Here is a 25,342-nt window from a genome sequence, read left to right as displayed (position 1 = left end):
CGAGCGGGCCGGAACGCCGTGATGCGCCGGGAAGTCAGAGCTCCGCGGGATCCAGCACGCCGAGCTGCTGCATCAGCCCCAGCCGGTCGTACTGCCACCAGCCCTCGGCGATCTTCCCGTCCGGAGTGCAGCGGTGGACGGTCGTCCCCGTCATCGTGACCTCCTGACCGGTCGGTGGGATCCCGAGGAACTCCCCCGTGTGCCTCCCGTGGAAGGTCCACCGGGTGCACACCCGGTCGCCCTGCGCCATCTGGTCCTCGAGGGTGAACGAGAAGTCGAACCCGCCCCGCCACACCTCCACCTCGCGCCGGAGCGCGTCCAGCCCGATGACGTCCTGCACATTGGAAGGATCGTGGTCGTGGTAGTCCTCGATGAACACGTCGTTGAACGGCGGCGCGTCCCCCTGGCCCGGCGCGAGCTCGAAGAACCTGCGCGCGGTCGCCGCGTACAGCTGCTCGTCCCGCACCACGTCCAGGTCCGTGAAGGTCGGCGTCTCCTCGCACAGGGCCACCATGTCCTGGAAGATCCGGTCGGTCTCCGGCAGCCCGGAGTTGCGCATCGCCTCCTCGTACGACGGGAACTCCACGATCTCCACGATGTGCGAGGCATCGGCCCGATCCTTCGCCACCACACTGTGCGAAGCGGTCCGCTTCCCCTTGGTCTGCTCGACCCACCGGTCCATCAGCCGGTTCATCTCGTCGAGCCGGCTGGTCCTGCATTCGATGAGCTGTACGAAGGTCATGGCCTCGCCTCCGGCCCCCCTGGGTCCGGCTGAACAGCTTCATTGTCCCAACAGGAGCTGCCCGTCGCCTCTCGGCCCAAGCCTCCTACTGCGGCCCGTACTTCCGCCCCGTCCTGGAGGAGACGGCCCCCAGCATCCCCCGCGGCACCAGCTTCGCCGCGCCCATCAGCGCCTTGTAGCGCGGGTCCGGGATGGACAGCGTCCTGCCGCGCGCCAGATCGTGCAGCGCGGCCGCGACCAGCTTGTCCGCGTCGAGCCACATCCAGCCCGGGATGTTGTCGGTGCCCATCCCGGCCCGCTCGTGGAACTCGGTGCGCACGAACCCCGGGCACAGCGCCATCAGCCGTACGCCGCTGCCGGCCAGGTCGCGTGCCGCGCCCTGCGTGAACTGCACGACCCAGGCCTTGGAGGCGCCGTAGGTGCCCCGGGGGACGAAGGCGGCCACCGACGCGACGTTCACGACGCCGCCGCGGCCGCGCTCGCGCATCGCCGCGGTCGCCGCCGACGTCAGCCGGAGCACCGCCTCGCAGTGCACCTTCAGCATCCGCAGCTCGTCCTCCATGGAGACGTCCAGATAGCGGCCCTTGTTGCCGAAGCCGGCGTTGTTGATCAGCAGGTCGACGGGGTTCTTGCGGTCGCCGAGGCGCCCGGCCACCGCCTCGATGCCCTTGTCCTCGGCCAGGTCGGCCGTCAGCACCTCCGCCTCGATGCCGTGCCGGTCGTGCAGCTCGGTCGCCTGTTCCCGAAGCCGCTTGGTGTCGCGGGCCACCAGCACCAGGTTGTGCCCGTCCGCCGCCAGTCGCCGCGCGAACGCGGCCCCGATGCCTGCCGTCGATCCCGTAATCAGAGCCGTTGTCATGGCAGAAGGTTAGTGACCCGGACTGAGTGCATCCGCTTCCCCTGGGGGCCGTCCGTGGTGAAGGGTCGGTGGAGACGGGTGTGGTGAGCGGCCGTCAGGCCCCGTACTTCTCCTGATATTCACGGGCCGTCCGCAGCACCTCCGGGTGCAGGGCCTCGCCGGCGGCCACCAGTCGCGGCAGCAGCGTCCGCTCGGTCGTCACCGCCCGGAACTGCAGGGCCACGGTCACGTCGTGTCCCGGCCGGTGCACGATCTCGACGGCATCGCCCGCGCGGAGCTCCCCGGGCTCGATCACCCGCAGATACGCCCCCGGCGCCCCCCGCTGCGTGAACCGCTTCACCCAGCCCTTCTCATCCAGATGGCCCTGGAACGTACGGCACGGGATCCGCCCGGAGGTGACCTCCAGCACCACCTCGGAGCCGATGCGCCAGCGCTCGCCGATCAGGGCACCGGACACGTCCAGGCCGCGGGTGGTGAGGTTCTCGCCGAACGCGCCGTCGGGCAGCGTCCGGCCCAGCTCGCGCTCCCACGCGTCCATGTCCTCGCGGGCCATGGCGTACACCGCCTGGTCGTCACCGCCGTGGTGCTCCAGCTTGCACACCGCGTCCCCGGCCAGCCCGCTCCCGCCGACGCCCTTGGGCCCGGGCGCGGACACCCGCACCGGCCCGTCCACCGGCCGCTTGTCGATCCCGGTCACGCCCTCCGGGTTGTCCGTGTACGGCACGGCCTCGGCACGGCCCAGATTCACTGACAGAAGCTCCATGCCCGAACGGTAGGCGACCGTTACCCAAAGCGTCGACGCATTATCGGCCTCGGCGTCAAAGGGTGACTTATCCTCGAAGGGTGATCGAAGCACGTCATCTCCGCGTCCTGCGCGCCGTCGCGACCACCGGCTCCTTCTCCGCCGCGGGCCGCGAGCTGGGCTGCACCCAGCCCGCCGTCAGCCAGCAGATGAAGGCCCTGGAAACCTCCGTCGGCACACCGCTGCTGATCCGCACCGGACGGGAGATGCGCCTGACCCAGGCCGGTGAGGCCCTGGTGCGGCACGCCGCCGGGATCCTCTCCGGGCTCACGGCGGCGGAGGAGGAGGTCGCCGCCATCGCCGGGCTGCGCGCCGGACGGGTCCGGCTCGTCTCCTTCCCCAGTGGCAGCTCCACCCTCGTTCCCACGGCCCTCGCCGCACTGCGCGAGGCGCACCCCGGCACCCGCGTCTTCCTGGAGGAGGCCGAGCCGCCCGCGTCCGTCGGCCTGCTGCGCGAGGGTGACTGCGACGTGGCGCTCGCCTTCCGCTACGAAGGGGCCGCCGGCGCGGAGGAGTGGGACGACCTCGTCGTACGACCGTTGCTGTCGGACCGGCTCGTCGCGCTCGTGCCGGAGCGCCACCGGCTCGCGGGGGCGCAGTCCGTCGCGATCGGGGAGCTCGCCGAGGAGCCGTGGATCGCTGGCTGCCCGCGTTGCCGCGGACAGTTGGTGGAGGTGTGCGCGGCGGCCGGCTTCATCCCGCGCATCGACTTCGCGACCGACGACTACCCGGCGGTCGCCGGCCTCGTCGGGGCCGGCCTGGGCGTGGCCGTCCTTCCCCAGCTGGCCGTCGAGTCGGTCCGGCCCCGGGGGGTGCGCGCCGTGCGGCTGGAACCGGCGGTGCGGCGGGAGATCGTCGCGCTCACCCTGCCCGACCTCGCACAGGTTCCGGCCGTGGCGGCGACACTCGACCAGCTGGCCCGGGCCGCCCGCCGCCCGTAGCGGCCCACCTGCGTCAAAAACCAACGGCACGCATGCGCGTGCCCTGTGCAGAAACGTTCCTTCAGTTGTTCGAGGCGGTGTGCCCGCCCGGTGCCGACGCCGACACCAGCCGGTTGCGCGCCCGCCCCATCAGCTCTTCGCGCTCGTCCTCGGTCAGCCCGCCCCACACGCCGTACGGCTCACGCACCGCCAGGGCGTGAGCAGCGCACTCCGCGCGTACCGGGCACCTCATGCAGACCTCTTTGGCCGAGTTCTCACGAGCGCTCCTCGCCGCACCGCGCTCACCCTCCGGATGGAAGAAGAGCGAGCTGTCCACCCCGCGACAGGCAGCCAGCAGCTGCCAGTCCCACAGGTCCGCGTTCGGTCCGGGAAGGCGGGAGAAATCTGCCATTACGTGACCCCTTGTAGCCGTTCTGGGCGGATCCGGTGTCTATGACCGTACAACTGCGATCTAAGGAGATGAAAATATGACTCATTGCGAATCTAGCTCCAGACACTGGCAAAGCGGAAGAAATGGGTCTGAATGGGGCATGGCTTGTGATGAAAGTTCGAGGGTCTGCGGTGCATATCTGCACCGTGTCCGTCCCCTCACGTAGAGTGCCGAAGAGGGCGGCCGCCCCCGTAACTCTTTCGAGTGACCGTCGTTGAGAGTGCGAGGCGGTTGAAGGAACAAGTGCTCGGGCGTGCGTCCGAGACGGTCGACCGCACAGGTGACGATTTCGTACCAGCCTGGAGGCTCAAGGTGACGTGCATCAGCTGCGGAGGGCGGTCATGACTTCCGTCCTCGTCTGCGACGACTCCCCGCTTGCCCGAGAGGCGCTCCGTCGTGCGGTGGCGACCGTGCCCGGTGTAGAGCGCGTGACGACGGCGGCCAACGGTGAGGAGGTCCTCCGCCGCTGGGGGGCCGACCGCTCGGACCTGATTCTGATGGACGTACGCATGCCCGGACTGGGCGGCGTCGAGACGGTCCGACGGCTGCTGTCCGCCGACCCCGGTGCGCGCATCATCATGCTCACCGTCGCCGAGGACCTGGACGGCGTGGCCCTCGCGGTCGCCGCCGGTGCCCGCGGCTACCTGCACAAGGACGCCTCCCGCGCTGAACTGCGCGCGACGGTGACCCAGGCCCTGGCCGACCCGACCTGGCGGCTCGCCCCGCGACGGCTGCGCTCGGCCGAGATGGGCGCGGCGCCCACGCTCACCGCGCGTGAGATCCAGGTCCTCGAAGGCATGAGCCACGGCCGCTCGAACGCCGAGATCGGCCGCGAGCTCTTCCTCTCCGAGGACACCGTCAAGACGCACGCCCGGCGCCTGTTCAAGAAGCTCGGCGCCTCGGACCGGGCCCACGCCGTTGCGCTCGGCTTCCGGTGGGGTCTGGTGCGCTAGGGCCTGTCCTTCGGATCGGGCCGGCTTCGACGCCGCGCGGCCTCCGGCCGTGGCTGGGGAGCGGGGGCACGTGGATGCCCCCGCGCGAGCCGCACACGCGTGGACCGGACCCGGCGGCCGACGACAGCGCCGGCGGGGGCCTTCCCCTGCCCGGGCGAGGTCGAGAGCCCGGCAGGGCGCAGGCGAGGGTCCGCGTCCCCACAATGATCCGAACGGCAGGCCCCAGCGATCGTGGTGAGAGCACGGAACGCCAGGTGGGCGCGGGTGGGCCGGGTGCCCGCAGGGTGCCCGCTGCTCGTTTCGCCGCGGATGCCGCATCCTTGAGGGTGTGGAGTTCCTCGGGGACGAGTCGGTCGAGCGGAAGGGGAGGGCGCAGGGGATGAGTGCCGGCGCACCTGCTCATAACGCTTCGGTGCACAACAACGGGCGCGGTGCCGCGGACCCGGCGGCCGCAAGGCACCATGGACCGATGCGCGACGACGAGGCGGCCCCTGCCCAGGGCCCGATCGGGGCGCTCGTCCACCGCGCCGTCGACGGGGACGAGCAGGCGACGCACGACCTGCTCGCCCATGTCCACCCCCTGGCCCTGCGCTACTGCCGCACCCGTCTGTCCCGTCTCCCCGGCGACGCCCGGCACTTCGTGGAGGATCTCGCGCAGGAGGTCTGCGTGGCGGTGCTCCTCGCGCTGCCCCGCTACCGGGACACCGGCCGCCCCTTCGAGGCGTTCGTCTTCGCCATCGCCGCCCACAAGGTCGCCGACCTGCAGCGCGCGGCGATGCGCCACCCCGGCTCGACGGCCGTCCCCTCCGACGAGATGCCCGAGCGCCCGGACGACTCCCTGGGCCCGGAGGAGCGCGCCCTGCTCAGCAGCGACGCGGAATGGGCCAAGAAACTCCTGGCCAACCTCCCCGAGAACCAGCGGGAACTGCTGCTGCTGCGCATCGCGGTGGGGCTCACGGCCGAGGAGACCGGCCAGATGTTGGGAATGTCACCCGGCGCGGTCCGGGTCGCTCAGCACAGGGCGCTCAGCCGGCTGCGTGCGCTGGCCGAGCAGTAGTCCCGCAGGAACAGACCCTCAGTTGAACAGGCGGTGCGCCGCTTCCGTACGAACATACGAAGCCCGGAGCCGACCGGAACCGTGGAATGAGACAGCCGCGCTTCCCGTTAGCATGGACATCCGCACCGATCAAGGCCATTTGGGGAAGGTGTCATGACTGCCAACGTCGACGGAGTGCCCGGAAAATTCGCGACACTCGGGCTGACCTACGACGACGTGCTGCTGCTGCCGGGTGCATCCGAGGTGCTCCCCAACGCGGTCGACACCTCGTCCCGCATCTCCCGCAACGTCCGGGTGAACATCCCGCTGCTCTCCGCGGCGATGGACAAGGTGACCGAGTCGCGCATGGCGATCGCGATGGCCCGCCAGGGCGGCGTCGGCGTGCTGCACCGCAACCTCTCCGTCGAGGACCAGGTCAACCAGGTCGATCTGGTCAAGCGGTCCGAGTCCGGCATGGTCACCGACCCGATCACGGTCCACCCCGACGCCACGCTGGCCGAGGCCGACGCCCTGTGCGCCAAGTTCCGCATCAGCGGCGTCCCGGTCACCGACGGCAACAAGAAGCTGCTCGGCATCGTCACCAACCGCGACATGGCCTTCGAGTCGGACCGCACGCGCCAGGTGCGCGAGGTCATGACCCCGATGCCGCTGGTCACCGGGAAAGTCGGCATCTCCGGTGCGGACGCCATGGAGCTGCTGCGCCGCCACAAGATCGAGAAGCTGCCGCTGGTCGACGACGCGGGTGTCCTCAAGGGCCTGATCACGGTCAAGGACTTCGTCAAGGCCGAGCAGTACCCCAACGCGGCGAAGGACGCCGAGGGCCGGCTGCTCGTCGGTGCGGCCGTGGGTGCCAGCCCCGAGGCCCTGGAGCGTGCCCAGGCGCTCGCCGGTGCCGGTGTGGACTTCCTGGTCGTCGACACCTCGCACGGCCACAACAGCAACGCCCTCAGCTGGATGGCGAAGATCAAGTCGAGCGTCGGCGTCGACGTGATCGGCGGCAACGTCGCCACGCGTGACGGCGCGCAGGCGCTGATCGACGCCGGTGTCGACGGCATCAAGGTGGGCGTGGGCCCCGGCTCGATCTGCACCACCCGCGTGGTCGCCGGCATCGGCGTCCCGCAGGTCACCGCCATCTACGAGGCGTCCCTCGCGGCCCGTCCGGCCGGCATCCCGCTGATCGGTGACGGTGGTCTGCAGTACTCCGGCGACATCGGCAAGGCGCTGGCCGCGGGCGCCGACACGGTGATGCTGGGCAGCCTCCTCGCCGGTTGTGAGGAGTCCCCGGGCGAGCTGCAGTTCATCAACGGCAAGCAGTTCAAGTCGTACCGCGGCATGGGCTCGCTCGGCGCGATGCAGTCCCGCGGCCAGGCCAGGTCGTACTCCAAGGACCGCTACTTCCAGGCCGAGGTCGGCTCCGACGACAAGCTCGTGCCCGAGGGCATCGAGGGCCAGGTGCCCTACCGCGGCCCGCTGGCCAACGTGCTGCACCAGCTCGTCGGCGGTCTGCGCCAGACGATGGGCTACGTGGGCGCCGCCTCCATCGAGGAGATGGAGACCAAGGGCCGCTTCGTCCGGATCACCTCCGCGGGCCTCAAGGAGAGCCACCCGCACGACATCCAGATGACGGTCGAGGCACCGAACTACAGCCGCAGCAAGTAGCGGCCCGGCCTTCCGAGGGCGGCCCCGGGGCATCCGGGGCCGCCCTCGTCGTGCCCGTCGGCGATACTGGAAGACGCTGCAACGCATCAGGGAAAGGCCACAGACGTGACTGAGATCGAGATCGGGCGCGGCAAGCGCGGCCGCCGGGCGTACGCCTTCGACGACATCGCCGTCGTCCCCAGCCGCCGTACGCGGGACCCGAAGGAGGTCTCGATCGCCTGGCAGATCGACGCCTACCGGTTCGAGCTGCCCTTCCTGGCCGCCCCCATGGACTCGGTCGTCTCCCCGGCCACGGCGATCCGCATCGGCGAGCTCGGCGGCCTCGGCGTGCTGAACCTCGAAGGCCTGTGGACGCGCTACGAGGACCCGCAGCCGCTGCTCGACGAGATCACCGGTCTCGACGCGGAGACCGCGACGCGCCGTCTGCAGGAGATCTACGCGGCTCCCATCAAGGAGGAGCTGATCGGGCAGCGCATCAAGGAGGTGCGCGACTCCGGCGTCGTCACCGCCGCCGCGCTCTCCCCGCAGCGCACCGCCCAGTTCTCCAAGGCGGTCGTGGACGCGGGCGTGGACATCTTCGTCATCCGCGGCACGACGGTCTCGGCGGAGCACGTCTCCGGCGCTCACGAGCCGCTGAACCTGAAGCAGTTCATCTACGAGCTGGACGTCCCGGTGATCGTCGGCGGCTGCGCCACGTACACGGCGGCCCTGCACCTGATGCGCACCGGCGCGGCCGGTGTGCTGGTCGGCTTCGGCGGCGGCGCCGCGCACACCACGCGCAACGTGCTCGGCATCCAGGTCCCCATGGCGACGGCGGTCGCCGACGTGGCCGCGGCGCGCCGCGACTACATGGACGAGTCGGGCGGCCGGTACGTGCACGTGATCGCGGACGGCGGTGTCGGCTGGTCCGGCGACCTGCCCAAGGCGATCGCCTGCGGCGCGGACTCGGTGATGATGGGCTCCCCGCTGGCCCGTGCGACCGACGGCCCGGGCAAGGGCCACCACTGGGGCATGGAGGCCGTGAACGAGGAGTTGCCGCGCGGCAAGAAGGTCGCCCTCGGCACGGTCGGCACCCTGGAGGAGATCCTCACGGGCCCGTCCCACACCCCCGACGGCTCCATGAACCTCTTCGGCGCCCTGCGCCGCGCCATGTCCACGACCGGCTACAGCGAGCTCAAGGAGTTCCAGCGCGTCGAGGTGACGGTGGCGGACTCGCAGCACCGGCGGTAGTCCGTCCTGGCTGAAAAGGGCCTGGTCACTCGGGGGAGTGGCCGGGCCTTTTGCATGCCCAAGTGGCTGTGACGGGGCGCGTGTTGGCGGTGGGGGCGCATGTGCCTTCGGGCCGTTTCGACCCGTAGAGGGGGGTTTCGAGGGGCTAGTGTCCGTGATCGGCGCCCAGGTTCTTCTGGGTGCCCCCTTCCAAGGACACGGTCCGGACCCCGCCCTCGGGGCCCGGCTCGAATTCCGACGTGCCGCCTACCGGGTCAATGGGCGGCGTCGTGGAAGGGGGCGCCCATGGGACGTCACCGCAAGCCCACCCGCTGGGACCGACTCCGTCTTCGGACGGTGCAGTGCCGGATTTTCGGATGGTGAGCGGCCGCCCCCACGAAGACTAGGGGCGGACACTCCGTGATCCATCCAGGAGCCTGCCGCAGTGACCGCTGCGGTGGGCTCCGCCTGTGTCCGTAAGGTACCCGCGCCGCGTGCCTCATGCCACCAGTTGCCTGGGCTCACGCACCCCGCGCGCCCCCCCTTCACAACCGATGCGCCGCCCCCATCGGCGCCGCCCCCCGCGTGTCCAGCAGCAGCTGGGCCTTCACCGACAAGCCCTGGAGGTCGTACGTGCGGTGCTGCTGGAGGAGGATGGTCAGGTCCGCGTCGGCTGCTGCCTCGTAGAGGGAGTCCGCACGTGGGATCGGATGGTCGTGGACGCTCCAGGCCGGGACGTACGGGTCGTGGTAGCTGACCGTCGCGCCCAGTTCCCTCAGGCGCAGGACGATCTCCCGGGCCGGGGTGCCCTGGAGGTCGGCGAGGTCGGGCTTGTAGGTGACGCCGAGGAGGAGCACGCGCGCCCCCCGGGCCGACTTGCCGTGTTCGTTGAGGAGCGTGGCGGCGCGCTGGACGACGTACCCGGGCATGCGGTCGTTGACCTGCCGGGCCAGTTCCACCATGCGCAGTCCGCGGCCGCCGGGGGCGGTCAGGTCCTGGGGGACCGAGTGGCCGCCGACGCCGGGGCCCGGGCGGAACGCCTGGAAGCCGAACGGCTTGGTCTCCGCGCAGCGGACGACGTCCCAGAGGTCGACGCCCAGGTCGTTGCAGAGGACGGCCATCTCGTTCACGAGGGCGATGTTCACGTGCCGGTAGTTCGTCTCCAGCAGCTGCACCGTCTCCGCCTCGCGCAGTCCGCGCGCGCGTACGACCCTGTCCGTCAGCCGCCCGTAGAACGCCGCGGCCGACTCGGTGCAGGCCGGGGTGAGGCCGCCGATGACCTTGGGGGTGGTGGCCGGCGTGACGTCACGGTTGCCGGGGTCGACGCGGCTGGGGGAGTACGCGAGGTGGAAGTCGCGGCCCGCGCGCAGACCGGAGCCCTCTTCGAGGAGCGGACGCAGGATTTTCTCCGTCGTCCCGGGGTACACCGGTGACTCCAGGATCACCGTGGTGTGCGGGCGCAGGCGGCCGGCCAGGGTGCGGGCGGCCGCTTCCAGCTGGCTCAGGTCCATCCCGCCGTCCGCTCCGGGCGGGGTCGGCGCGCAGATGACCGCGGTGCGCACCCGGCCGAGCTCGACCGGGTCGGTGGTCGGCCGGAAGCCCCCCGAGAGCATCCGGCGCAGTTCGGCGGGGCTGAGTGAGCCCGCCTCGGGTCCGGTCCGGTAGCCGATGGTGGAAATGCCGGCGGCGACGGCGGCCTGGGCCAGGGGCAGGCCGTACGTGCCGAGTCCGATGACGGCGAGATCTGCGGGCATGGCGGCCGTCCTTCCCGATAGCCGAAGTGGGACAGGTGCGCAAGCCCTGTGGACAGGACGGGCGAGCGCAATGTCAGACTAGGAGTAAATATGACCGATATGCGGGATTGTCCGGCCGAGTTTCGGTGAGTGTTCCGTGAGCGTTGTCCACAGGCTCCGGGCCCGTGGTGGCTGAAGTCGGGCAACCCGGTCAGAATCTGGGCAGGGGGATACGGACGGGGCCGCATCCGACGGGTGCGGCCGGCGCGACCGATGAGCGGGAGGCAGCGGTGAGGACAGCGACACTCGGACCGGCGCAGCGAGCCGAGTCACTCGCATCTATGGCCGAGCGCGAGTTGGACGTGCTGGTCGTCGGTGCAGGCGTGGTGGGTGCGGGCACCGCACTCGACGCGGTGACCCGGGGCCTGTCCACAGGTCTGGTCGAGGCGCGTGACTGGGCTTCCGGCACCTCCAGCCGGTCCAGCAAGCTCATCCATGGCGGCCTGCGCTATCTGGAGATGCTCGACTTCGCGCTCGTCCGCGAGGCCCTGAAGGAACGCGGCCTGCTGCTGGAGCGGCTCGCTCCGCACCTGGTGAAGCCCGTGCCGTTCCTGTACCCCTTGCAGCACAAGGGCTGGGAGCGGCTCTACGCCGGTTCGGGCGTCGCCATGTACGACGCCATGTCCATGGCCCGGGGGCACGGCCGGGGCCTGCCGATGCACCGCCACCTGACGCGCTCTCACGCCCTGCGCGTGGCCCCCTGTTTGAAGAAGGACGCGCTGGTCGGTGCGCTGCAGTACTACGACGCCCAGATGGACGACGCCCGGTACGTGACGAACCTGGTGCGTACGGCCGTGGCCTACGGCGCGAAGGCCGCGAACCGCGCGCGGGTGACGAGCTTCCTGCGCGAGGGCGAGCGGGTCGTCGGCGCGAAGGTGCAGGACGTCGAAGGGGGCGGCGAGTACGAGATCCGGGCCAAGCAGGTCGTCAACGCCACCGGCGTGTGGACGGACGACACCCAGGCGATGGTCGGGGAGCGGGGCCAGTTCCACGTCCGGGCGTCCAAGGGCATCCACCTGGTCGTGCCGCGCGACCGGATCCACTCCACGACCGGGCTGATCCTGCGCACGGAGAAGTCCGTGCTGTTCGTGATCCCCTGGGGCCGGCACTGGATCGTCGGCACCACGGACACCGAATGGGACCTCGACAAGGCCCACCCGGCCGCGTCCAGCGCGGACATCGACTACCTGCTGGAGCATGTGAACTCGGTGCTGGCGGTGCCGCTCACCAGGGACGACGTCCAGGGCGTGTACGCGGGGCTGCGGCCGCTGCTCGCGGGTGAGTCGGACGCCACCAGCAAGCTGTCGCGCGAGCACACCGTGGCGCATCCGGTGCCGGGGCTGGTCGTCGTGGCGGGTGGCAAGTACACGACGTACCGGGTCATGGCGAAGGACGCGGTGGACGCGGCGGTGCACGGGCTCGACATGCGCGTTGCCGACTGCGTCACGGAGGACGTGCCGCTTCTGGGCGCCGAGGGTTACAGGGCGCTGTGGAACGCGCGGGCCCGGATCGCCGCCCGGACCGGACTGCACGTGGTGCGGGTCGAGCACCTGCTGAACCGCTACGGGACGATGACCGAGGAGCTCCTCCAGCTCATCGCCGAGGACCCGTCGCTGGGCGAGCCCCTGGCCGCGGCCGACGACTATCTGCGCGCCGAGATCGTGTACGCGGCCTCCCACGAGGGGGCGCGGCATCTGGACGACGTGCTGACCCGGCGGACGCGCATCTCGATCGAGACCTTCGACCGGGGCGCCCGCAGCGCACGTGACGCCGCCGAGCTGATGGCACCCGTGCTCGGCTGGGACAAGGGCCAGATCGAGCGCGAGGTCGAGCACTACCAGAAGCGGGTGGAGGCCGAGCGGGAGTCGCAGCGCCAGCCGGACGACCTCACGGCGGACGCGGCGCGGTTGGGGGCGCCGGACATCGTGCCGTTGTGATGCCGCGGGTGTCGCCGGGTTGTGCCGGGTGCGGCCCGGCCGGTCGGGGGGAGAGGTGGGCTTGTGCCGGGTGAGGCCCTGTCTGCCAAAACCCCGCTGGGCCGGCCGGGTCGGCCAGGTCCGCCAAGCCTGACGGACGTCACCCGAACGAGTGTCGGGAATCGGGATCTTCGTTCGGAACCCGGTCGTTCTACGAGGTGCGGGGGCAGAACTCGGCCGCGAGCACCGCGGGTTCGAGGCCGGGGTCGGCAATCGCGTCCGTGTTCACGCGGAAGGTGAGGACACGCCGGCCGTCGACGGTGGCCGCTGTGCGCACGTAGCTGCCGGATATGTGCCCGTTGTGTCCCCACACCGTCGTGCCGCACGGAAGCTTCTCGGGGAAGAGCCCCATGCCGTACGCGCCGTGTGCGGCACGGGTGTCGAGCATCTCGCGCATCCGGTCCGGGGGCAGCAGCCGGCCACCGAGCAGGGCTCCGTAGAAGCGGTCGAGGTCGGCGAGCGTGGTCACCAACTCGCCCGCGGCTCCGGCCGCCCGGGGGTCGAGTTCGGTGACGTCGGTTCCGTCCGCGGCGTAGGCGCGGCCGTGCGGTGAGGGCAGCGAAGAGCGGGATCCGGGGAAGGAGGTGCCCGTCAGACGCAGGGGAGTGAGGATGCGGCGCTCGGCCTCGGTGGCGTACGAGTGGCCGGTGACCTGCTGGATGACCAGGCCGAGCAGGACGTAGTTGGTGTTCGAGTAGGAGAAGCGGCCGCGTTCGGCCGGAGAGTGGGTGAGAGCCAGGTTCAGGGCCTGACGAGGTGTGACGGGCGCGGTCCCGTCGGTGTCCTTGGTGAAGTCACGCAGGCCGCTGGTGTGGGTGAGCAGGGAGCGCAGGGTCAGCGCGCGGCCGTCGTTGCCGGCTCCCCGCACCAGGCCGGGCAGGTGCTGCTCCACGGTGTCGGACAGTGACAACCGGTGCTCGGCCGCCAGTTGCAGCACGACCGTCGCGATGAACGTCTTCGTGACGCTTCCGGCGCGGAAGTGGTCCGACCGGGCGATTCCCGAACCGGCGGCGGCATAGCGGGCGGTGGTGCCCTCCTGGGCCAGCAGGGCCGCGGCCGGGGCCCTGCCCTGGGTCACCAGCAGGGGCAGCACCGCGTCCGTGGGCGGCATCGAGAGGGCCGACGAGTCGGCCGGGGGCAGACCGAACAGGGCGGCGGCCACCGGCAGGGCCAGCAATGTCCGAATGGGCGGCATACGGGCTCCTCCCTGGTCAGAGCCCATCATGCAAGGCGGCGGGGGGCCTGCCGCACCCGGGTTGCCGGGGGGTGGGGCCGCCGGTGTCCGCCAGGGGGCCCCTGGGCGCCGGGCACTTGTCGGGTGAGAGACAATGGAGGCTCTGTCAGGGCGGGTTGTATGAGGGGACGCATGTCGGAGGCGGAGCGGGCGGGCACATCTCGTCAGGACACTCGTCAGGACAACAAGGAGCGTCTCCTCGCGGGGCGCTACCGGCTGGGCAAGGTGCTCGGCCGCGGCGGCATGGGCACGGTGTGGCGTGCCGAGGACGAGACGCTCGGGCGGACGGTCGCCGTCAAGGAGCTGCGGTTCCCGTCGAACATCGACCAGGAGGAGAAGCGGCGGCTGATCACGCGGACGCTGCGCGAGGCCAAGGCGATCGCGCGGATCCGCAACAACAGCGCCGTGACGGTCTTCGACGTGGTCCAGGAGGACGACCGGCCCTGGATCGTCATGGAACTCGTCGAGGGCAAGTCGCTCGCCGAGGTCATCCGGGAGGACGGCCTCCTCGAGCCGAAGCGAGCCGCGGAGGTCGGACTGGCCGTCCTCGACGTGCTGCGGTCCGCCCACCGCGAGGGCATCCTGCACCGCGACGTGAAGCCGTCGAACGTGCTGATCGCGGAGGACGGCCGGGTCGTGCTCACCGACTTCGGCATCGCCCAGGTCGAGGGCGACCCCTCCATCACCTCGACCGGCATGCTGGTCGGCGCACCCTCCTACATCTCCCCGGAGCGGGCGCGCGGGCACAAGCCGGGCCCGGCGGCCGACCTGTGGTCGCTCGGCGGGCTGCTGTACGCGGCGGTGGAGGGCGCGCCGCCGTACGACAAGGGGTCGGCCATAGCGACTCTCACGGCCGTGATGACCGAGCCGCTGGAGGAGCCGAAGAACGCCGGTCCGCTGAAGGACGTCATCCACGGACTGCTCACCAAGGATCCCGCGCAGCGGCTCGACGACGCGGGCGCCCGGGCGATGCTGAACTCGGTGCTGCACGCGCCCGTGGCGGCCGAGCCGGAGCCGATGGACGCGACGAAGGTCGTGCCGCTGCCCGCGCAGCCGGACCGGTCCTCGCGCAAGGGGAGTTCGGCGGGGTCGGCGGGCAAGCGCGGCGAGGAGGCCGGGGAGCGGCTGCGCGGAGCACTGCGTTCCGTGCGCAAGGCCGCGGCGGGATCCGCAGCCGCGGGAGCAGCGGCGGCTTCCGCCAAGTCGGCTTCGGCCGAATCCGGTGCCGACGAGGCCGCTGCCGCGAAGGCGGCGGGTACGGCCTCCTCCGCGTCGGACAGCGGCGCGGGGCGGGCCGGGGCCGCGGGTGCGCCCGTGGCGCAGTCGGGCTCGGGCGCGGGCGCCGGTGAGCGGAGTGCGCCGGAGTCGAAGACGGCCTCCGGAGGGCGGAGTTCGGGATGGCCCGTGGTGCCGCCGCCGGACCTGCCGCCGAGGCCGGTGCCCCGGGCGCCGCTCACCGACGTGGTGCCGCGGCGGACCTTGTTGATCATCGCGGTGGTCGTGGTGCTTGCCGTGATCGGCACCGTGCTCACCATCGTGTTCAGCGGGGACGACGAGGGCTCGAAGGGGGCCTCCGGCAAGGGCGGCGGCAAGACCGTCGCCACGGCGGCGTCGAGCAGCGCGGACACCAAGGGCGACGAGAGCGACGGCACGGGCACGGACGGCACGGAGGCCGAGGAGGCGCCGTCCGGAGCCGCTTCGAACAGCAAGCCGGACGGCCAGGCGAGCGGCTCGTCGGACGAGCACGGCCCCGGCGGTAAGGGCACCGCAGCGGAGTCGACTCACCAGGGAGACCAGGGGTACTCGATCGGTCTGCCGAAGGGCTGGAAGTACCAGTCGACGGGCGCGGCGGGCGACCGCTTCACCGGGCCCGGCGGGCAGAAGCTGCTCATCGCCTGGACGTCCACGCCCAAGGGCGACCCGGTGGCGGACTGGAAGAACCAGGAACGCTACATGGTGCGCGCGCAGTACAAGAAGATCCGCATAGAGAAGGTGGACTACCGCGGCTGGAACACGGCCGACTGGGAGTTCACCTACACCGACGGAGGTACCAAGTACCGGACGATCGACCGGGGTTTCGTGGTCGACGACCGGCAGGGGTACGCGCTGATGTACACGGCGAAGGCGTCCGACTGGGACGGCGCGCTGCGCAAGGAGACGTGGCGGACCCTGACGAAGACCTTCGAACCCAAGTCCTGAGCATGAGGCTCCCGGGGTTTGGGGAGTGAGATCTGGCATCCCCGCATTGCGGGTTGCCTGCGGCACGTATCGTAAATATTTGCGGACCGTGCGCAGTCGGAGCGGACCGTGGGGCGAACGGATGTGACCGACCGGGCTGCCGGGGGAGGCAACGTGGACGACTACGCGGGTCGGGTGCTGGCCGACCGCTACCGCCTGCCGCTGCCGCCGTCCGATGAGTACGAACTCACCGAGACCCGGGCCTTCGACACCTACAGCGGACAGGAAGTCCTGGTCCGGCAGGTCCCGTTGCCCGAGGTGGTCGAGGCCGAGGTGCTCGACGCGGAGGGGCTGCCCGACGGTTTCACGGCCAGGGACGGCGGCGCGCGGCGGTCCGGGGCGCGCGGTGGCACCCGGCGGCCCGCGGACCCGGTGGTGCGGCGCGCGGTGGAGGCGGCGCAGGCCGCCGCGGCCATTCCCGACCATCCCCGGCTCGACCAGGTCTTCGACGTCTTCGCCGAAGGCGGCTCGCTCTGGATCGTCAGTGAACTGGTGGCCGCGCGCCCGCTGGCGGCGCTGCTCGCCGAGAAGCCGCTGACGCCCTACCGGGCGGCCGAGGTGGCCTCCGACGTGCTGATGGCCCTTCGGGTGCTGCATGCGCACGGCTGGGTGCACCGGAACATCACCGCGCGGACGGTGCTCGTCTGCGACGACGGCCGGGTGATGCTGACCGGGCTGGCGGTGGGCGCTGCCGAGGAGGCCCTGTGCGGGTACGACCCGGTTCCGGAACCGGCCTTCGAGGAGACCGGGCCGGGGCCGGGGCAGGAGGGCGGCGGTGCCGGACCGGTTCACGCAGTCGGTGGCACGAGTGATCCCGAGGCAGCGCGGCGCGCTGCCATAGAGGCCCGGGAGGCCAGAGGGCTGCCCTCGGCAGGGGGTGACGCCGCGGGCGGTGGCCGGGTGGTGCCCGCGCGCGGGCCGGTGGCGGGCAGCGGGGATCCGCGGGCGGCGCGTGCCGGGGCGATCGCGGCCTACCGGGCGGGTGCCCGGGCCGCCGCACGGGTGCAGGAGGTTCAGCAGGGCGGGCGGGCGGCGCTGCCCGGGGCCCGGACCGCCCCGGACGGCGACGCCGCGCCGCACGGCAACGGATCGTCACCGTCGCCGTACATCCCCGGCCAGGGCACGGCCCCCGGAGCCGTACCGCCGGGGCCGATCGCCGACCCCTACGGTGTGGGCGGCGGTCCGCGGACGACCGCATGGCACGGCGCGGCGCCCCGTGGCGCGCCGGAGCCGAGGAGCGGGGAGCAGGCGGCGCTCCCGCCGGCCCCCGACACCGCCGCCCAGGGCGAGTCCACCCGGTGGGACGACCTGGTCGCCGACACGCCCGCCGCCCGGCGCGGCCCGGCCACGGCGCTGGCGGCCGAACGGGCGCGGCAGGCGCGGATGGCCGTGGTCGGGCCGGTGACCGAGCGCTGGGCACCGGAGCAGGCCGGACCCGTCCACGAGAACTGGCAGTTGGCGGCGCCGATCGGCCCCGCGACCGACCTGTGGGCGCTCGGCGCGCTGCTCTTCCGGGCCGTACAAGGGCACGCGCCGTACCCGGAGGAGTCGACGGCCGAGCTGGTGCAGATGGTGTGCGCGGAGCCGCCCGCCTACGCCGAGGAGTGCGGGCCACTGCGGCCGGTCGTGGAGTCGCTGCTGCGCCAGGATCCCACCGAGCGCCTCGACTTCGAGGAGGTGCGGGGCTGGCTGCGCTCGCTGGTGCGCTCGGCGCCCGAGCCGGAGGCCGGGATGCACGTCGTCGCGGCGCCGCCCGTGGACGCCGGCCGGCTGCCCGTCGTACGGCGGCGTGGTGAGCTGGTGCGGCGGCGGAAGGCGGGGCTGCCCGCGCACCACGGGCGGCACAAGCGGGCCAGGAAGGAGTCGGGTTCGCCGCGTCGCCTCGGCCGCACCCTGCTCCTGCTGGTCCTGCTCGCCATGGCCGTGGCGATCGCCTACGCCATGCTCTTCATGCCCAAGTCGGACACCGGGGGCACGGACGGCACGGACCGTACCGGTGCCGCCGGTGAGGTGAGCCGGGCGCCCGAGCCGGACGCCAGCAGCGAGCCGCGGCCCGAGCAGACCTCGCCCGAGCCGGACAAGAGCCCCTCGTCGTCGGCCGGCACCACCGAGACGCAGACCACCGGGCCCGACGCCGGCGACGGATTCACCCTGCGCAAGGACCCGGCGGGCTTCCAGGTCGCCGTCGCCAAGGGCTGGGACCGCGCCGCGCGGGCCGGCAGCGGCCAGGTCGTCTACTCCAAGGGCGATTTCGACCTCATCGTCGTACCGGGCCGGGACAGCGCGTCGGAGCACGGCCGTGATCCGATGGCCTACCAGCGGGAGAGGGAGCCGGAGTTGCAGCCGTACCGCGACTCCAGCTGGGCCACCTCCACCGGGCTGAAGACGATCGAGGTGGGCGGACGGACCATGGCCGAGGGGCAGTTCACCTGGACCGGCGGCGACGGGGGCGAGCTGTACGTCCGCAACCTCGCGATGCTGGTCGAGGGGCGCTACCACGTCGTCCAGGTGCGCGGCCCGGAGTCGGACCGGGACGAGGTGACCCGGCTCTACGAGCAGGCGGCGGCGACGTACAAGGCGACGAAGTGAGCGGCCGGCGCGCCGCCTGTACGCCGCAGTTCACGCTCTGGTTGCCTCCTGTCCCGGCAGGCGACAACCGTCACAGTGCGGTCACCGTGGTACCCCGCTTGTTCCCTGGGTGAGGGCGGGTCCTTACGCTGACCCTGTCAAGACCATTGCGGGGCAACGTGAATCAGATGCAGGGCCTGCTCGTCGCGGGCCGCTACCGGCTGGCCGAATCCATCGGCAGTGGTGGCATGGGCCGGGTCTGGCGTGCTCATGACGAGGTGCTGCACCGGTCGGTCGCCATCAAGGAGTTGACCGCCGCCCTGTACGTCTCCGAGAGCGAGCAGGCGATCCTGCTGGCGCGCACCCGGGCGGAGGCCAGGGCAGCCGCGCGGATCAACCACTCCGCGGTCGTCACGGTGCACGACGTGCTGGAGCACGACGGCCGCCCCTGGATCGTGATGGAGCTGGTCGAGGGCCGCTCCCTGGCCGACGCGGTCAAGGAGGAGGGGCGCGTCGAGCCGCGCGAGGCGGCGCGCATCGGCCTGTGGGTGCTGCGCGCCCTGCGCGCCGCGCACACCGCGGGCGTCCTGCACCGCGACATCAAGCCGGGCAACGTCCTGCTCGGCAGCGACCGGCGCGTGCTGCTCACGGACTTCGGCATCGCCCAGATCGAGGGCGACACGACCATCACACGCACCGGAGAGGTCGTGGGCTCGGTCGACTACCTGGCGCCCGAGCGGGTGCGCGGCCAGGACCCCGGCCCCTCCTCCGACCTCTGGGCACTCGGCGCGACGCTCTACACGGCCGTGGAGGGCCGGTCGCCCTTCCGCCGCACCACACCGCTGACCACCATGCAGGCCGTGGTCGAGGAGGAGGCCGCCGAGCTCCGGCACGCCGGTCCGCTCGCCCCGGTCATCACCGCCCTGCTGCGCAAGGACCCGGCCAACCGGCCCGACGTGCCCGAGGCCGAGCACATGCTCGCCGAGGCGGCGGAGGGCCGGCGGCCGAACGGGGCGCAGGCGTACGTGCCGACGCAGTACGCGGGGACGACGCCGTACCGGGACCACCACAGCCGGACGGGCACGGGGACGGCCACCGGCGGCACGGCCACCGGTACGCCGGGCACCGGCCCGATCGGCACCGGCTCGGGATCGCACACCGGGACGCCGCTCCCGCCCCTGGCCGGCAACCCGTCCGCCGGGACGTCCACGGCCGGTACTGCGCCCTACGGCCCCACCGTGGTGGGCCCGACGGCGCCAGGGCCGCAGCCGGCCGGCTCGGGCAGGCGCCGCCGGCTGCGCACCCTCGCCCTGGTGGTCGCGCTCGCGGCCATCATCGGCGGAGGCACGGCCGTGGTGCTCCAGCAGTGGAACGGAGCGTCGCAGGACGGCGGAACCGGCTCGACGACGTCCACGAGCACGCAGGCGGCCGGCGGATCGGTTCCGGACAGCTGGACCCGCTACGAGGATCCCGTGGGGTTCAGCCTCTACCTGCCCAAGGGCTGGAAGCGAAAGCCCTTCGGCCCGCAGGGCGAGCTCAGGCAGATCGACTACTCGCCGGACGGCGGCCGGCACTTCGTCCGCATCGCCATCGACACGTCACCGGACTTCGCCGACGCCAGGTCCCACCAGGAGGACCTCGAACAGCAGGTCCGGAGGCTGGTCGACTACAAGCGCGTGACCATGGAGGACAACACCTACCGGGACCGCAAGGGCTCGCTGTGGGAGTACACCTGGACCGCGCTGGCCAAGGACCCGCCCTACGTCGCCGGGCCGCGCCACGCCATCGAGGAGACGTATTTCTCCCGGGACGGCGTCGAGTACGCGATCTACATGTCCTCGCCGGAAGAGGACTGGGCGAGGACGAGCAAGCAGTTCAAGTGGGTACTGCAGGGGTGGCAACAGCCCCGGTAGGCACACCGCCGTGCCGGGCGGCGACCGGATTTCGCGGGCCTCGTCGCCGTCTGCGGGATGATGGGGCGCATGGGGACCGAGGGAGCCGACTTCCGTGTGGTCGCGGGGCGCTATCGCCTGGAGGCAAGGCTCGGTCGTGGTGGCATGGCAGTGGTCTGGCGGGCGACCGACCAGCTCCTCGGCCGAAGCGTGGCCGTCAAGGAGCTCCCCTACGACGAGACGCTCTCCGCGGCGCAGGCGCGCCGGCAGCGTGACCGCTCGCTGCGCGAGGCCCGGGCCGTCGCCCAGCTGAGCCACCCGCACATCATCGTCGTCCATGATGTCGTCGAGGACGGTGAACGGCCCTACATCGTCATGGAGTTGATCGAGGGCGGTTCGCTCGCCGACCGGCTCGCCCACCAGGGCCCGCTCGACGCCGCCGAAGCGGCCCGCATCGGCATCGCCCTGCTCGGCGCGCTGGGCGCCGCGCACGCGGCCGGGGTGCTGCACCGCGACCTCAAGCCCGACAACGTCCTGCTGGAGACCGGCACCGACCGCGTCGTCCTCACCGACTTCGGCATCGCCCAGGTCGCGGGCACCCCCACGCTCACCGAGAACGGAGCCTTCGTCGGCTCGCCCGAGTACACCGCGCCCGAGCGGATGTCCGGGCTCAGGACCGGGCCCGAGTCCGACCTGTGGTCGCTGGGCGCGCTGCTGTGCGCGGCCCTCAGCGGGGAGTCGCCGTTCCACCGCGACTCGCTGGGCGGCATCCTGCACGCGGTCGTCGTGGGCGACATCCAGCCGCCCGCCCAGGCCGGACCGCTCCTGCCCGTCGTGCGCGGTCTGCTGGAGCGCGATCCGGACCGGCGGCTGGACGCGGCCCGGGCGGAGCGGATGCTCCGGGCCTTCCGTGACACGGGCCGTATGCCGCCGATGCCGCCGCCCGGGTACGCGCCGACGGTGGGGGCCGCACCGCGGAAGCGACCGCAGGATCCGGCCGTCCGGCGACCGCCCGGGCCGCCGGCGCATCCGCGAGGTCCGCACCGGCCGGAGGAACCCTTCCTCCGGCAGCCCGCGCGACGCGTCCTCATCGCGGCGCTGCTGGTCGCGGCGATGGCGGGAGCCGGGGTGTCCGCGGCGGCACTGCTCAGGGACGGGAGCGACGGGGACGTCGGCCCCACGCCGACGAGTACCGCACCGGCCACGCCGAAGACCCCGGCGACCCGGCAGGCCACCCCGAGCACATCCGCTCACACCCCCTGACCGCCGGAGCCCCTACCACCCCATAGGCGGAGAAGCACCCCACCCCGAGGCACCGGCCGGGGACGCGGGATGGCGAGCGCGGCGATCGCGGACCCGGCCACGGCCGGACCTGATCCCGCTGGTCCAACGCCCCCGGAAACGACCCGCGTCGACAAGAAAGCGTCCCGCGGGGTACTGATGGGGCATGAGCAACGACGGGGGCGGGACGGACGACGCCCGGGGCCGGACGGTCGGCGGGCGGTACCGGCTGATCGAGCGCATCGGCTCCGGTGGCACGGGCACCGTCTGGCGGGCCCTCGACGAACTCGCCGAGCGTGAAGTCGCCGTACGACAACCCCGGTTGCCGGGCCGCCCGGAGGACGAGAGCCACCGGCGGGCAGCCCACCGGCTCCACCGCGAGGCCCGGGCCGCCGCCCGTGTCGACCATCCCGCCGCCGTCACCATCCACGACGTGGTCGTCGAGCCGGAGCGGCGGGACGAACGCCCGGGCCCCGTCGGCCCCGACCAGCTCGACGCGGCCGAGGCGCTCGACGGACTGCCGTGGATCGTCATGGAGCTGGTCCGCGGCGAGTCCCTGCGTGAGAGGCTCCGACGCGGCCCGGTCGACGTGCCCGAAGCCGCCCGGATCGGCCTCGCCGTCCTCGGGGCCCTGCGCGCCGCGCACTCCGTCGGCATCGTGCACCGGGACGTGAAGCCCGCCAACGTGCTGCTCGGTTCGGACCGGCGGGTCGTCGTCACCGACTTCGGCATCGGCCACGGGCAGAGCGAGGATCCCCGTACGGGGAATGGGGAGTTCGCCGGCTCGCCGGAGTTCGTCGCGCCCGAGCGGATGTCGGACCGTATGGCGGGGCCGGCCTCCGACCTGTGGTCCCTGGGAGCCGTGCTGTACGCGGCCGTGGAGGGCTCGTCCCCGTTCCTGCGGAGCACGCCGGAGGAAACGCTCGCCGCGGTCCTCGCCGCCGAACCGCCCGAACCGACACGGTCCGGGCCGCTCGGGCCGCTGATCGCCCGGCTGCTGGTGCCGGATCCCGAACGGCGGCCGGACGCGGAAGAGGTCGCGAAGGAACTGGAGGCGGTGGCCGGACCGGCACGGACCGGGACTCCCCGGGCGGCCGAACCCACAGGCCACCCCGCCGACCGGACCGCACGACAGCCCGCCCCGGCGCTTGCCGCCCCACCGACCCCGGTGCCTATCGCAGGTTCCGGCGCCCTCACTCCGGCGCCCGTCGCGGATTCGGGCCCGGTGCCCGCAGGGGTGGGTGTGGGTGCGGACGAGGCCGCGGGCACCGGGCCGGACGCCGCGCGGCAGCACGACTCCATACCCCTCGCGCAGCGGCACCCCCACCCCCCGGCGCATCAAGACCCACTGCCCCCCAAGCGCCAGAGCCTCCTGCGCCCCGGCCCCCTCGCCCTGCTCTCCGCGTTGCTCGCCGGTGGCGCGGGAGCCGTCACCCAACTCGCCGACACCAGCAGCGCGGAGAGTGCCGGACAGGCCGCCGAGGTGACCGATGCCTGGACCCCGCATGCCGAGCCGGACATGGCGGCCGTCCTCCACCTCCCCGGCCACTACCGCCCCCTCGGCAGGACCGGCAGCACGGCCGACCAGCCCCGCACGGCTCTCTACGGCGACACGCGGACCGGCACGATCCAGGTCCGCCTGCTCGCCTGGGACAAGGCCCCGGCCACACCGATGGAGCAGGCCAGAACGCACGGCCCCGGGGGAGAAACCCGGTACGCCCGCACCAGCGTCCAGGGCCACGAAGCCGCCCTCGCCGACACCGCCTACCGTCGGGACGAGGCCTCCAGGCGGGTCATGCGGATGGTCGTCCGCACCGACGACGACCGCATGTACGAGCTGCGCGTCGACATGCCCAGGGGCACACCGGAGGAGAAGGAGGGCGCCTCGGTGTTCGAGGGGGCCCGCGAGCGGCTCGGGATCGTAAAAGGCTGAATAAACCCGTCGGTCACCGCACAACGTCCTGATCAGCGCGTTTGTTGCCAGCAGACGCTGGCATCGTGTGTGCACTCGGTGAAGCCGTATTACCGACGGGTACCCAAAGCCCCCGCCGCCGCATACCCTGCGCCTCATGACGGACGCGCAGGCCGCCGAGAAGACGGCAGAGACCGGCACGGCACAGACCGGTACGAACCCCCTCGCCCCCACCCCGGAGGGCGCCCGCACCGCCGCGGACGTGGTGACGCCCGAGCTGGTCGCCCAGCTCACCAAGGGGGTGATCGGCTCCGGCCGGACCGCCAACCACACGCCGCTCACCGGCGAGAAGCTGGCCGACCTGCCCGAGTCGACGCCCGAGGACGTGGCGACGGCCTTCGAGCTGGCCCGCGCCGCCCAGGCCGTGTGGGCGCAGACCCCCGTACGGCAGCGCGCCGCCGTCCTGCTCCGCTTCCACGACCTGGTGCTGGAGCGCCAGGCCGAGGTGCTCGACCTGATCCAGCTGGAGACCGGCAAGGCCCGCCTGCACGCCCACGAGGAGGTCCAGGCCGTCGCGGTCGCCGCCCGGCACTACGGCCGCAAGGCCCCCGCCTACCTCCACCCCAAGCGGCACGCCGGCGCCATGCCGACCCTCACCAAGGTCACCGAACTGCGCCACCCGCGCGGTGTCGTGGGCCAGATTGCCCCATGGAACTACCCGCTGGAACTGTCGGTGGGCGACGCGCTCCCGGCCTTCGCCGCGGGCAACGCGGTCGTCATGAAGCCGGACACGGAGACCTGCCTCACCGCGCTGTGGGCCCGCGACCTGCTCATCGAGGCCGGTCTGCCCGCCGACGTCTTCCAGGTCGTCCTGGGCGACGGCCCGGTCGTCGGCCCCGAGGTCGTCCGGCACGCCGACTACGTCTCCTTCACCGGCTCCACCCGCACCGGCCGCGAGGTCGCCCAGGGGGCCGCCGCCCGGCTGATCGGCGTCTCCCTCGAACTCGGCGGCAAGAACCCCATGCTGGTCCTGGAGGACGCCGACATCGAGAAGGCCGCGGCCGGTGCCGTTCGTGCCTGCTTCTCCTCCGCCGGCCAGCTCTGCATCTCCATCGAGCGGCTCTACGTCCACGAGTCGATCGCGGACACCTTCCTGGAGCGCTTCGCCGCCCGGACGAGGGCGATGCGCCTCGGCACGTCCCTGGCGTACGGCGCGGACATGGGCTCCCTGGTCGGCGAGCGCCAGCTCGAGACGGTCACGCGGCACGTGGAGGAGGCCGTGGCCAAGGGCGCGAAGGTCGTCGCCGGCGGTGTGGCCCGCCCCGACATCGGCCCGTACTTCTTCGAGCCCACGATCCTGGACGGGGTCGTCACGGACATGTCCGTCTGCGGCGAGGAGACGTTCGGCCCGGTCGTCTCGGTCTACCGCTTCGGCAGCGAGGACGAGGTGATCGAGCGCGCCAACGCGACCGCCTACGGTCTGAACGCCTCGGTCTGGACGAAGAACGGCCGCCGCGGCCACGAGGTCGCTGCCCGCCTGCGCACCGGCACGGTCAACATCAACGAGGGCTACGCCCCGGCCTACGGCAGTGCCCAGTCTCCGATGGGCGGCATGAAGGACTCGGGCCTGGGCCGCCGCCACGGCTCCGAGGGCATCCTCAAGTACACCGAGGCCCAGACGGTCGCCCACCAGCGCGTGCTCCCCATGGCCCCGTCCCTGGGCATGGACGACGAGAAGTACGCCCAGTTCATGAGCAGGAGCCTCCGCCTGATGAAGGCATTCCGCTTCCGGTGAT

At 72.3% G+C, this 25,342-nt stretch carries 18 protein-coding genes; 12 read left to right on the top strand and 6 right to left on the bottom strand.

The features are described from left to right. Positions 1-34 precede the first annotated feature (34 nt). From ABTX60_RS36615 to ABTX60_RS36605, 3 genes are all read right to left on the bottom strand, one after another. On the bottom strand, positions 35-742 hold the full coding sequence (locus tag ABTX60_RS36615; protein WP_352101313.1) for an ester cyclase: 708 nt from the start codon (positions 740-742) through the stop codon (positions 35-37). Positions 743-827: 85 nt separating this feature from the next. Beyond that, positions 828-1,601, bottom strand: coding sequence for an SDR family NAD(P)-dependent oxidoreductase (locus tag ABTX60_RS36610; RefSeq protein ID WP_352101312.1), 774 nt, complete (start codon positions 1,599-1,601; stop codon positions 828-830). Positions 1,602-1,695: 94 nt separating this feature from the next. After that, the gene (locus ABTX60_RS36605) at positions 1,696-2,364 is read right to left on the bottom strand and encodes an MOSC domain-containing protein (protein ID WP_352101311.1); all 669 of its coding nucleotides are present in this window, start codon (positions 2,362-2,364) and stop codon (positions 1,696-1,698) included. A gap of 80 nt (positions 2,365-2,444) precedes the next feature. Here ABTX60_RS36605 and ABTX60_RS36600 point away from each other — a divergent pair, with 80 nt between their 5' ends. After that, a complete protein-coding gene (locus ABTX60_RS36600) occupies positions 2,445-3,344 on the top strand; it encodes a LysR family transcriptional regulator (RefSeq protein ID WP_352101310.1) in 900 nt (299 codons plus the stop codon). A gap of 61 nt (positions 3,345-3,405) precedes the next feature. On the opposite strand, the gene ABTX60_RS36595 is transcribed toward ABTX60_RS36600, so the two are convergent. Continuing rightward, positions 3,406-3,735: a WhiB family transcriptional regulator gene (locus tag ABTX60_RS36595; RefSeq protein WP_351626887.1), complete on the bottom strand. Its 330-nt coding sequence runs from the start codon at positions 3,733-3,735 to the stop codon at positions 3,406-3,408. 380 nt (positions 3,736-4,115) lie between these two features. Here ABTX60_RS36595 and ABTX60_RS36590 point away from each other — a divergent pair, with 380 nt between their 5' ends. From ABTX60_RS36590 to ABTX60_RS36575, 4 genes are all read left to right on the top strand, one after another. After that, positions 4,116-4,727 carry a response regulator transcription factor gene (locus ABTX60_RS36590; protein WP_003948568.1) on the top strand — a complete coding sequence of 204 codons (612 nt, stop codon included), beginning with the start codon at positions 4,116-4,118 and terminating at the stop codon, positions 4,725-4,727. A gap of 469 nt (positions 4,728-5,196) precedes the next feature. Next, positions 5,197-5,784, top strand: coding sequence for a sigma-70 family RNA polymerase sigma factor (locus ABTX60_RS36585; RefSeq protein WP_352101309.1), 588 nt, complete (start codon positions 5,197-5,199; stop codon positions 5,782-5,784). A gap of 153 nt (positions 5,785-5,937) precedes the next feature. Then, positions 5,938-7,443, top strand: a complete 1,506-nt coding sequence (gene guaB / locus ABTX60_RS36580) for an IMP dehydrogenase (RefSeq protein WP_352101308.1) — start codon at positions 5,938-5,940, stop codon at positions 7,441-7,443. A 105-nt stretch (positions 7,444-7,548) separates the two neighbouring features. Next, positions 7,549-8,673 carry a GuaB3 family IMP dehydrogenase-related protein gene (locus ABTX60_RS36575; RefSeq protein ID WP_033311552.1) on the top strand — a complete coding sequence of 375 codons (1,125 nt, stop codon included), beginning with the start codon at positions 7,549-7,551 and terminating at the stop codon, positions 8,671-8,673. 524 nt (positions 8,674-9,197) lie between these two features. On the opposite strand, the gene ABTX60_RS36570 is transcribed toward ABTX60_RS36575, so the two are convergent. Further along, a complete protein-coding gene (locus ABTX60_RS36570; protein WP_352101307.1) occupies positions 9,198-10,406 on the bottom strand; it encodes a nucleotide sugar dehydrogenase in 1,209 nt (402 codons plus the stop codon). Positions 10,407-10,675: 269 nt separating this feature from the next. Between ABTX60_RS36570 and ABTX60_RS36565 the strand changes: the two genes are divergently transcribed. Continuing rightward, a complete protein-coding gene (locus tag ABTX60_RS36565) occupies positions 10,676-12,382 on the top strand; it encodes a glycerol-3-phosphate dehydrogenase/oxidase (protein WP_352101306.1) in 1,707 nt (568 codons plus the stop codon). A 190-nt stretch (positions 12,383-12,572) separates the two neighbouring features. On the opposite strand, the gene ABTX60_RS36560 is transcribed toward ABTX60_RS36565, so the two are convergent. Further along, the gene (locus ABTX60_RS36560; protein WP_352101305.1) at positions 12,573-13,616 is read right to left on the bottom strand and encodes a serine hydrolase domain-containing protein; all 1,044 of its coding nucleotides are present in this window, start codon (positions 13,614-13,616) and stop codon (positions 12,573-12,575) included. Between the two features lie 171 nt (positions 13,617-13,787). Here ABTX60_RS36560 and ABTX60_RS36555 point away from each other — a divergent pair, with 171 nt between their 5' ends. The 6 genes from ABTX60_RS36555 (at position 13,788) to ABTX60_RS36530 (ending at position 25,341) form a co-directional block, all read left to right on the top strand. Then, entirely contained in the window at positions 13,788-15,854 is a 2,067-nt protein-coding gene (locus ABTX60_RS36555) for a serine/threonine-protein kinase (RefSeq protein ID WP_352101304.1), read from the top strand. 153 nt (positions 15,855-16,007) lie between these two features. Then, positions 16,008-18,482, top strand: coding sequence for a serine/threonine kinase C-terminal domain-containing protein (locus tag ABTX60_RS36550; protein ID WP_352101303.1), 2,475 nt, complete (start codon positions 16,008-16,010; stop codon positions 18,480-18,482). A gap of 167 nt (positions 18,483-18,649) precedes the next feature. Beyond that, complete coding sequence (locus ABTX60_RS36545) at positions 18,650-20,374, top strand: serine/threonine-protein kinase (protein ID WP_352101302.1); 1,725 nt, start codon at positions 18,650-18,652, stop codon at positions 20,372-20,374. A 69-nt stretch (positions 20,375-20,443) separates the two neighbouring features. Further along, positions 20,444-21,616, top strand: coding sequence for a serine/threonine-protein kinase (locus tag ABTX60_RS36540; protein WP_352101301.1), 1,173 nt, complete (start codon positions 20,444-20,446; stop codon positions 21,614-21,616). Between the two features lie 184 nt (positions 21,617-21,800). Further along, positions 21,801-23,567 (top strand): serine/threonine-protein kinase, encoded by a 1,767-nt coding sequence (locus ABTX60_RS36535; protein ID WP_352101300.1) that lies wholly within the window; start codon positions 21,801-21,803, stop codon positions 23,565-23,567. 136 nt (positions 23,568-23,703) lie between these two features. After that, a complete protein-coding gene (locus ABTX60_RS36530) occupies positions 23,704-25,341 on the top strand; it encodes a succinic semialdehyde dehydrogenase (protein WP_352101299.1) in 1,638 nt (545 codons plus the stop codon). Position 25,342 lies beyond the last annotated feature (1 nt).

It is taken from the genome of Streptomyces sp. NPDC126510, assembly GCF_040302345.1.
In the GTDB taxonomy this organism is placed as follows: domain Bacteria; phylum Actinomycetota; class Actinomycetes; order Streptomycetales; family Streptomycetaceae; genus Streptomyces.
Note: the sequence above shows the minus strand (reverse complement) of the source record. Positions and strands in the feature narration are given on the sequence as shown.

Excerpts from the sequence above, each read along its gene's own strand:
- ABTX60_RS36615 (WP_352101313.1), bottom strand. The coding sequence starts at position 742 with ATGACCTTCGTACAGCTCATCGAATGCAGGACCAGCCGGCTCGACGAG.
- ABTX60_RS36610 (WP_352101312.1), bottom strand. The coding sequence starts at position 1,601 with ATGACAACGGCTCTGATTACGGGATCGACGGCAGGCATCGGGGCCGCG.
- ABTX60_RS36605 (WP_352101311.1), bottom strand. The coding sequence starts at position 2,364 with ATGGAGCTTCTGTCAGTGAATCTGGGCCGTGCCGAGGCCGTGCCGTAC.
- ABTX60_RS36595 (WP_351626887.1), bottom strand. The coding sequence starts at position 3,735 with ATGGCAGATTTCTCCCGCCTTCCCGGACCGAACGCGGACCTGTGGGAC.
- ABTX60_RS36590 (WP_003948568.1), top strand. The coding sequence starts at position 4,116 with ATGACTTCCGTCCTCGTCTGCGACGACTCCCCGCTTGCCCGAGAGGCG.
- ABTX60_RS36585 (WP_352101309.1), top strand. The coding sequence starts at position 5,197 with ATGCGCGACGACGAGGCGGCCCCTGCCCAGGGCCCGATCGGGGCGCTC.
- guaB (WP_352101308.1), top strand. The coding sequence starts at position 5,938 with ATGACTGCCAACGTCGACGGAGTGCCCGGAAAATTCGCGACACTCGGG.
- ABTX60_RS36570 (WP_352101307.1), bottom strand. The coding sequence starts at position 10,406 with ATGCCCGCAGATCTCGCCGTCATCGGACTCGGCACGTACGGCCTGCCC.
- ABTX60_RS36560 (WP_352101305.1), bottom strand. The coding sequence starts at position 13,616 with ATGCCGCCCATTCGGACATTGCTGGCCCTGCCGGTGGCCGCCGCCCTG.
- ABTX60_RS36555 (WP_352101304.1), top strand. The coding sequence starts at position 13,788 with ATGTCGGAGGCGGAGCGGGCGGGCACATCTCGTCAGGACACTCGTCAG.
- ABTX60_RS36545 (WP_352101302.1), top strand. The coding sequence starts at position 18,650 with ATGCAGGGCCTGCTCGTCGCGGGCCGCTACCGGCTGGCCGAATCCATC.
- ABTX60_RS36540 (WP_352101301.1), top strand. The coding sequence starts at position 20,444 with ATGGGGACCGAGGGAGCCGACTTCCGTGTGGTCGCGGGGCGCTATCGC.
- ABTX60_RS36535 (WP_352101300.1), top strand. The coding sequence starts at position 21,801 with ATGAGCAACGACGGGGGCGGGACGGACGACGCCCGGGGCCGGACGGTC.
- ABTX60_RS36530 (WP_352101299.1), top strand. The coding sequence starts at position 23,704 with ATGACGGACGCGCAGGCCGCCGAGAAGACGGCAGAGACCGGCACGGCA.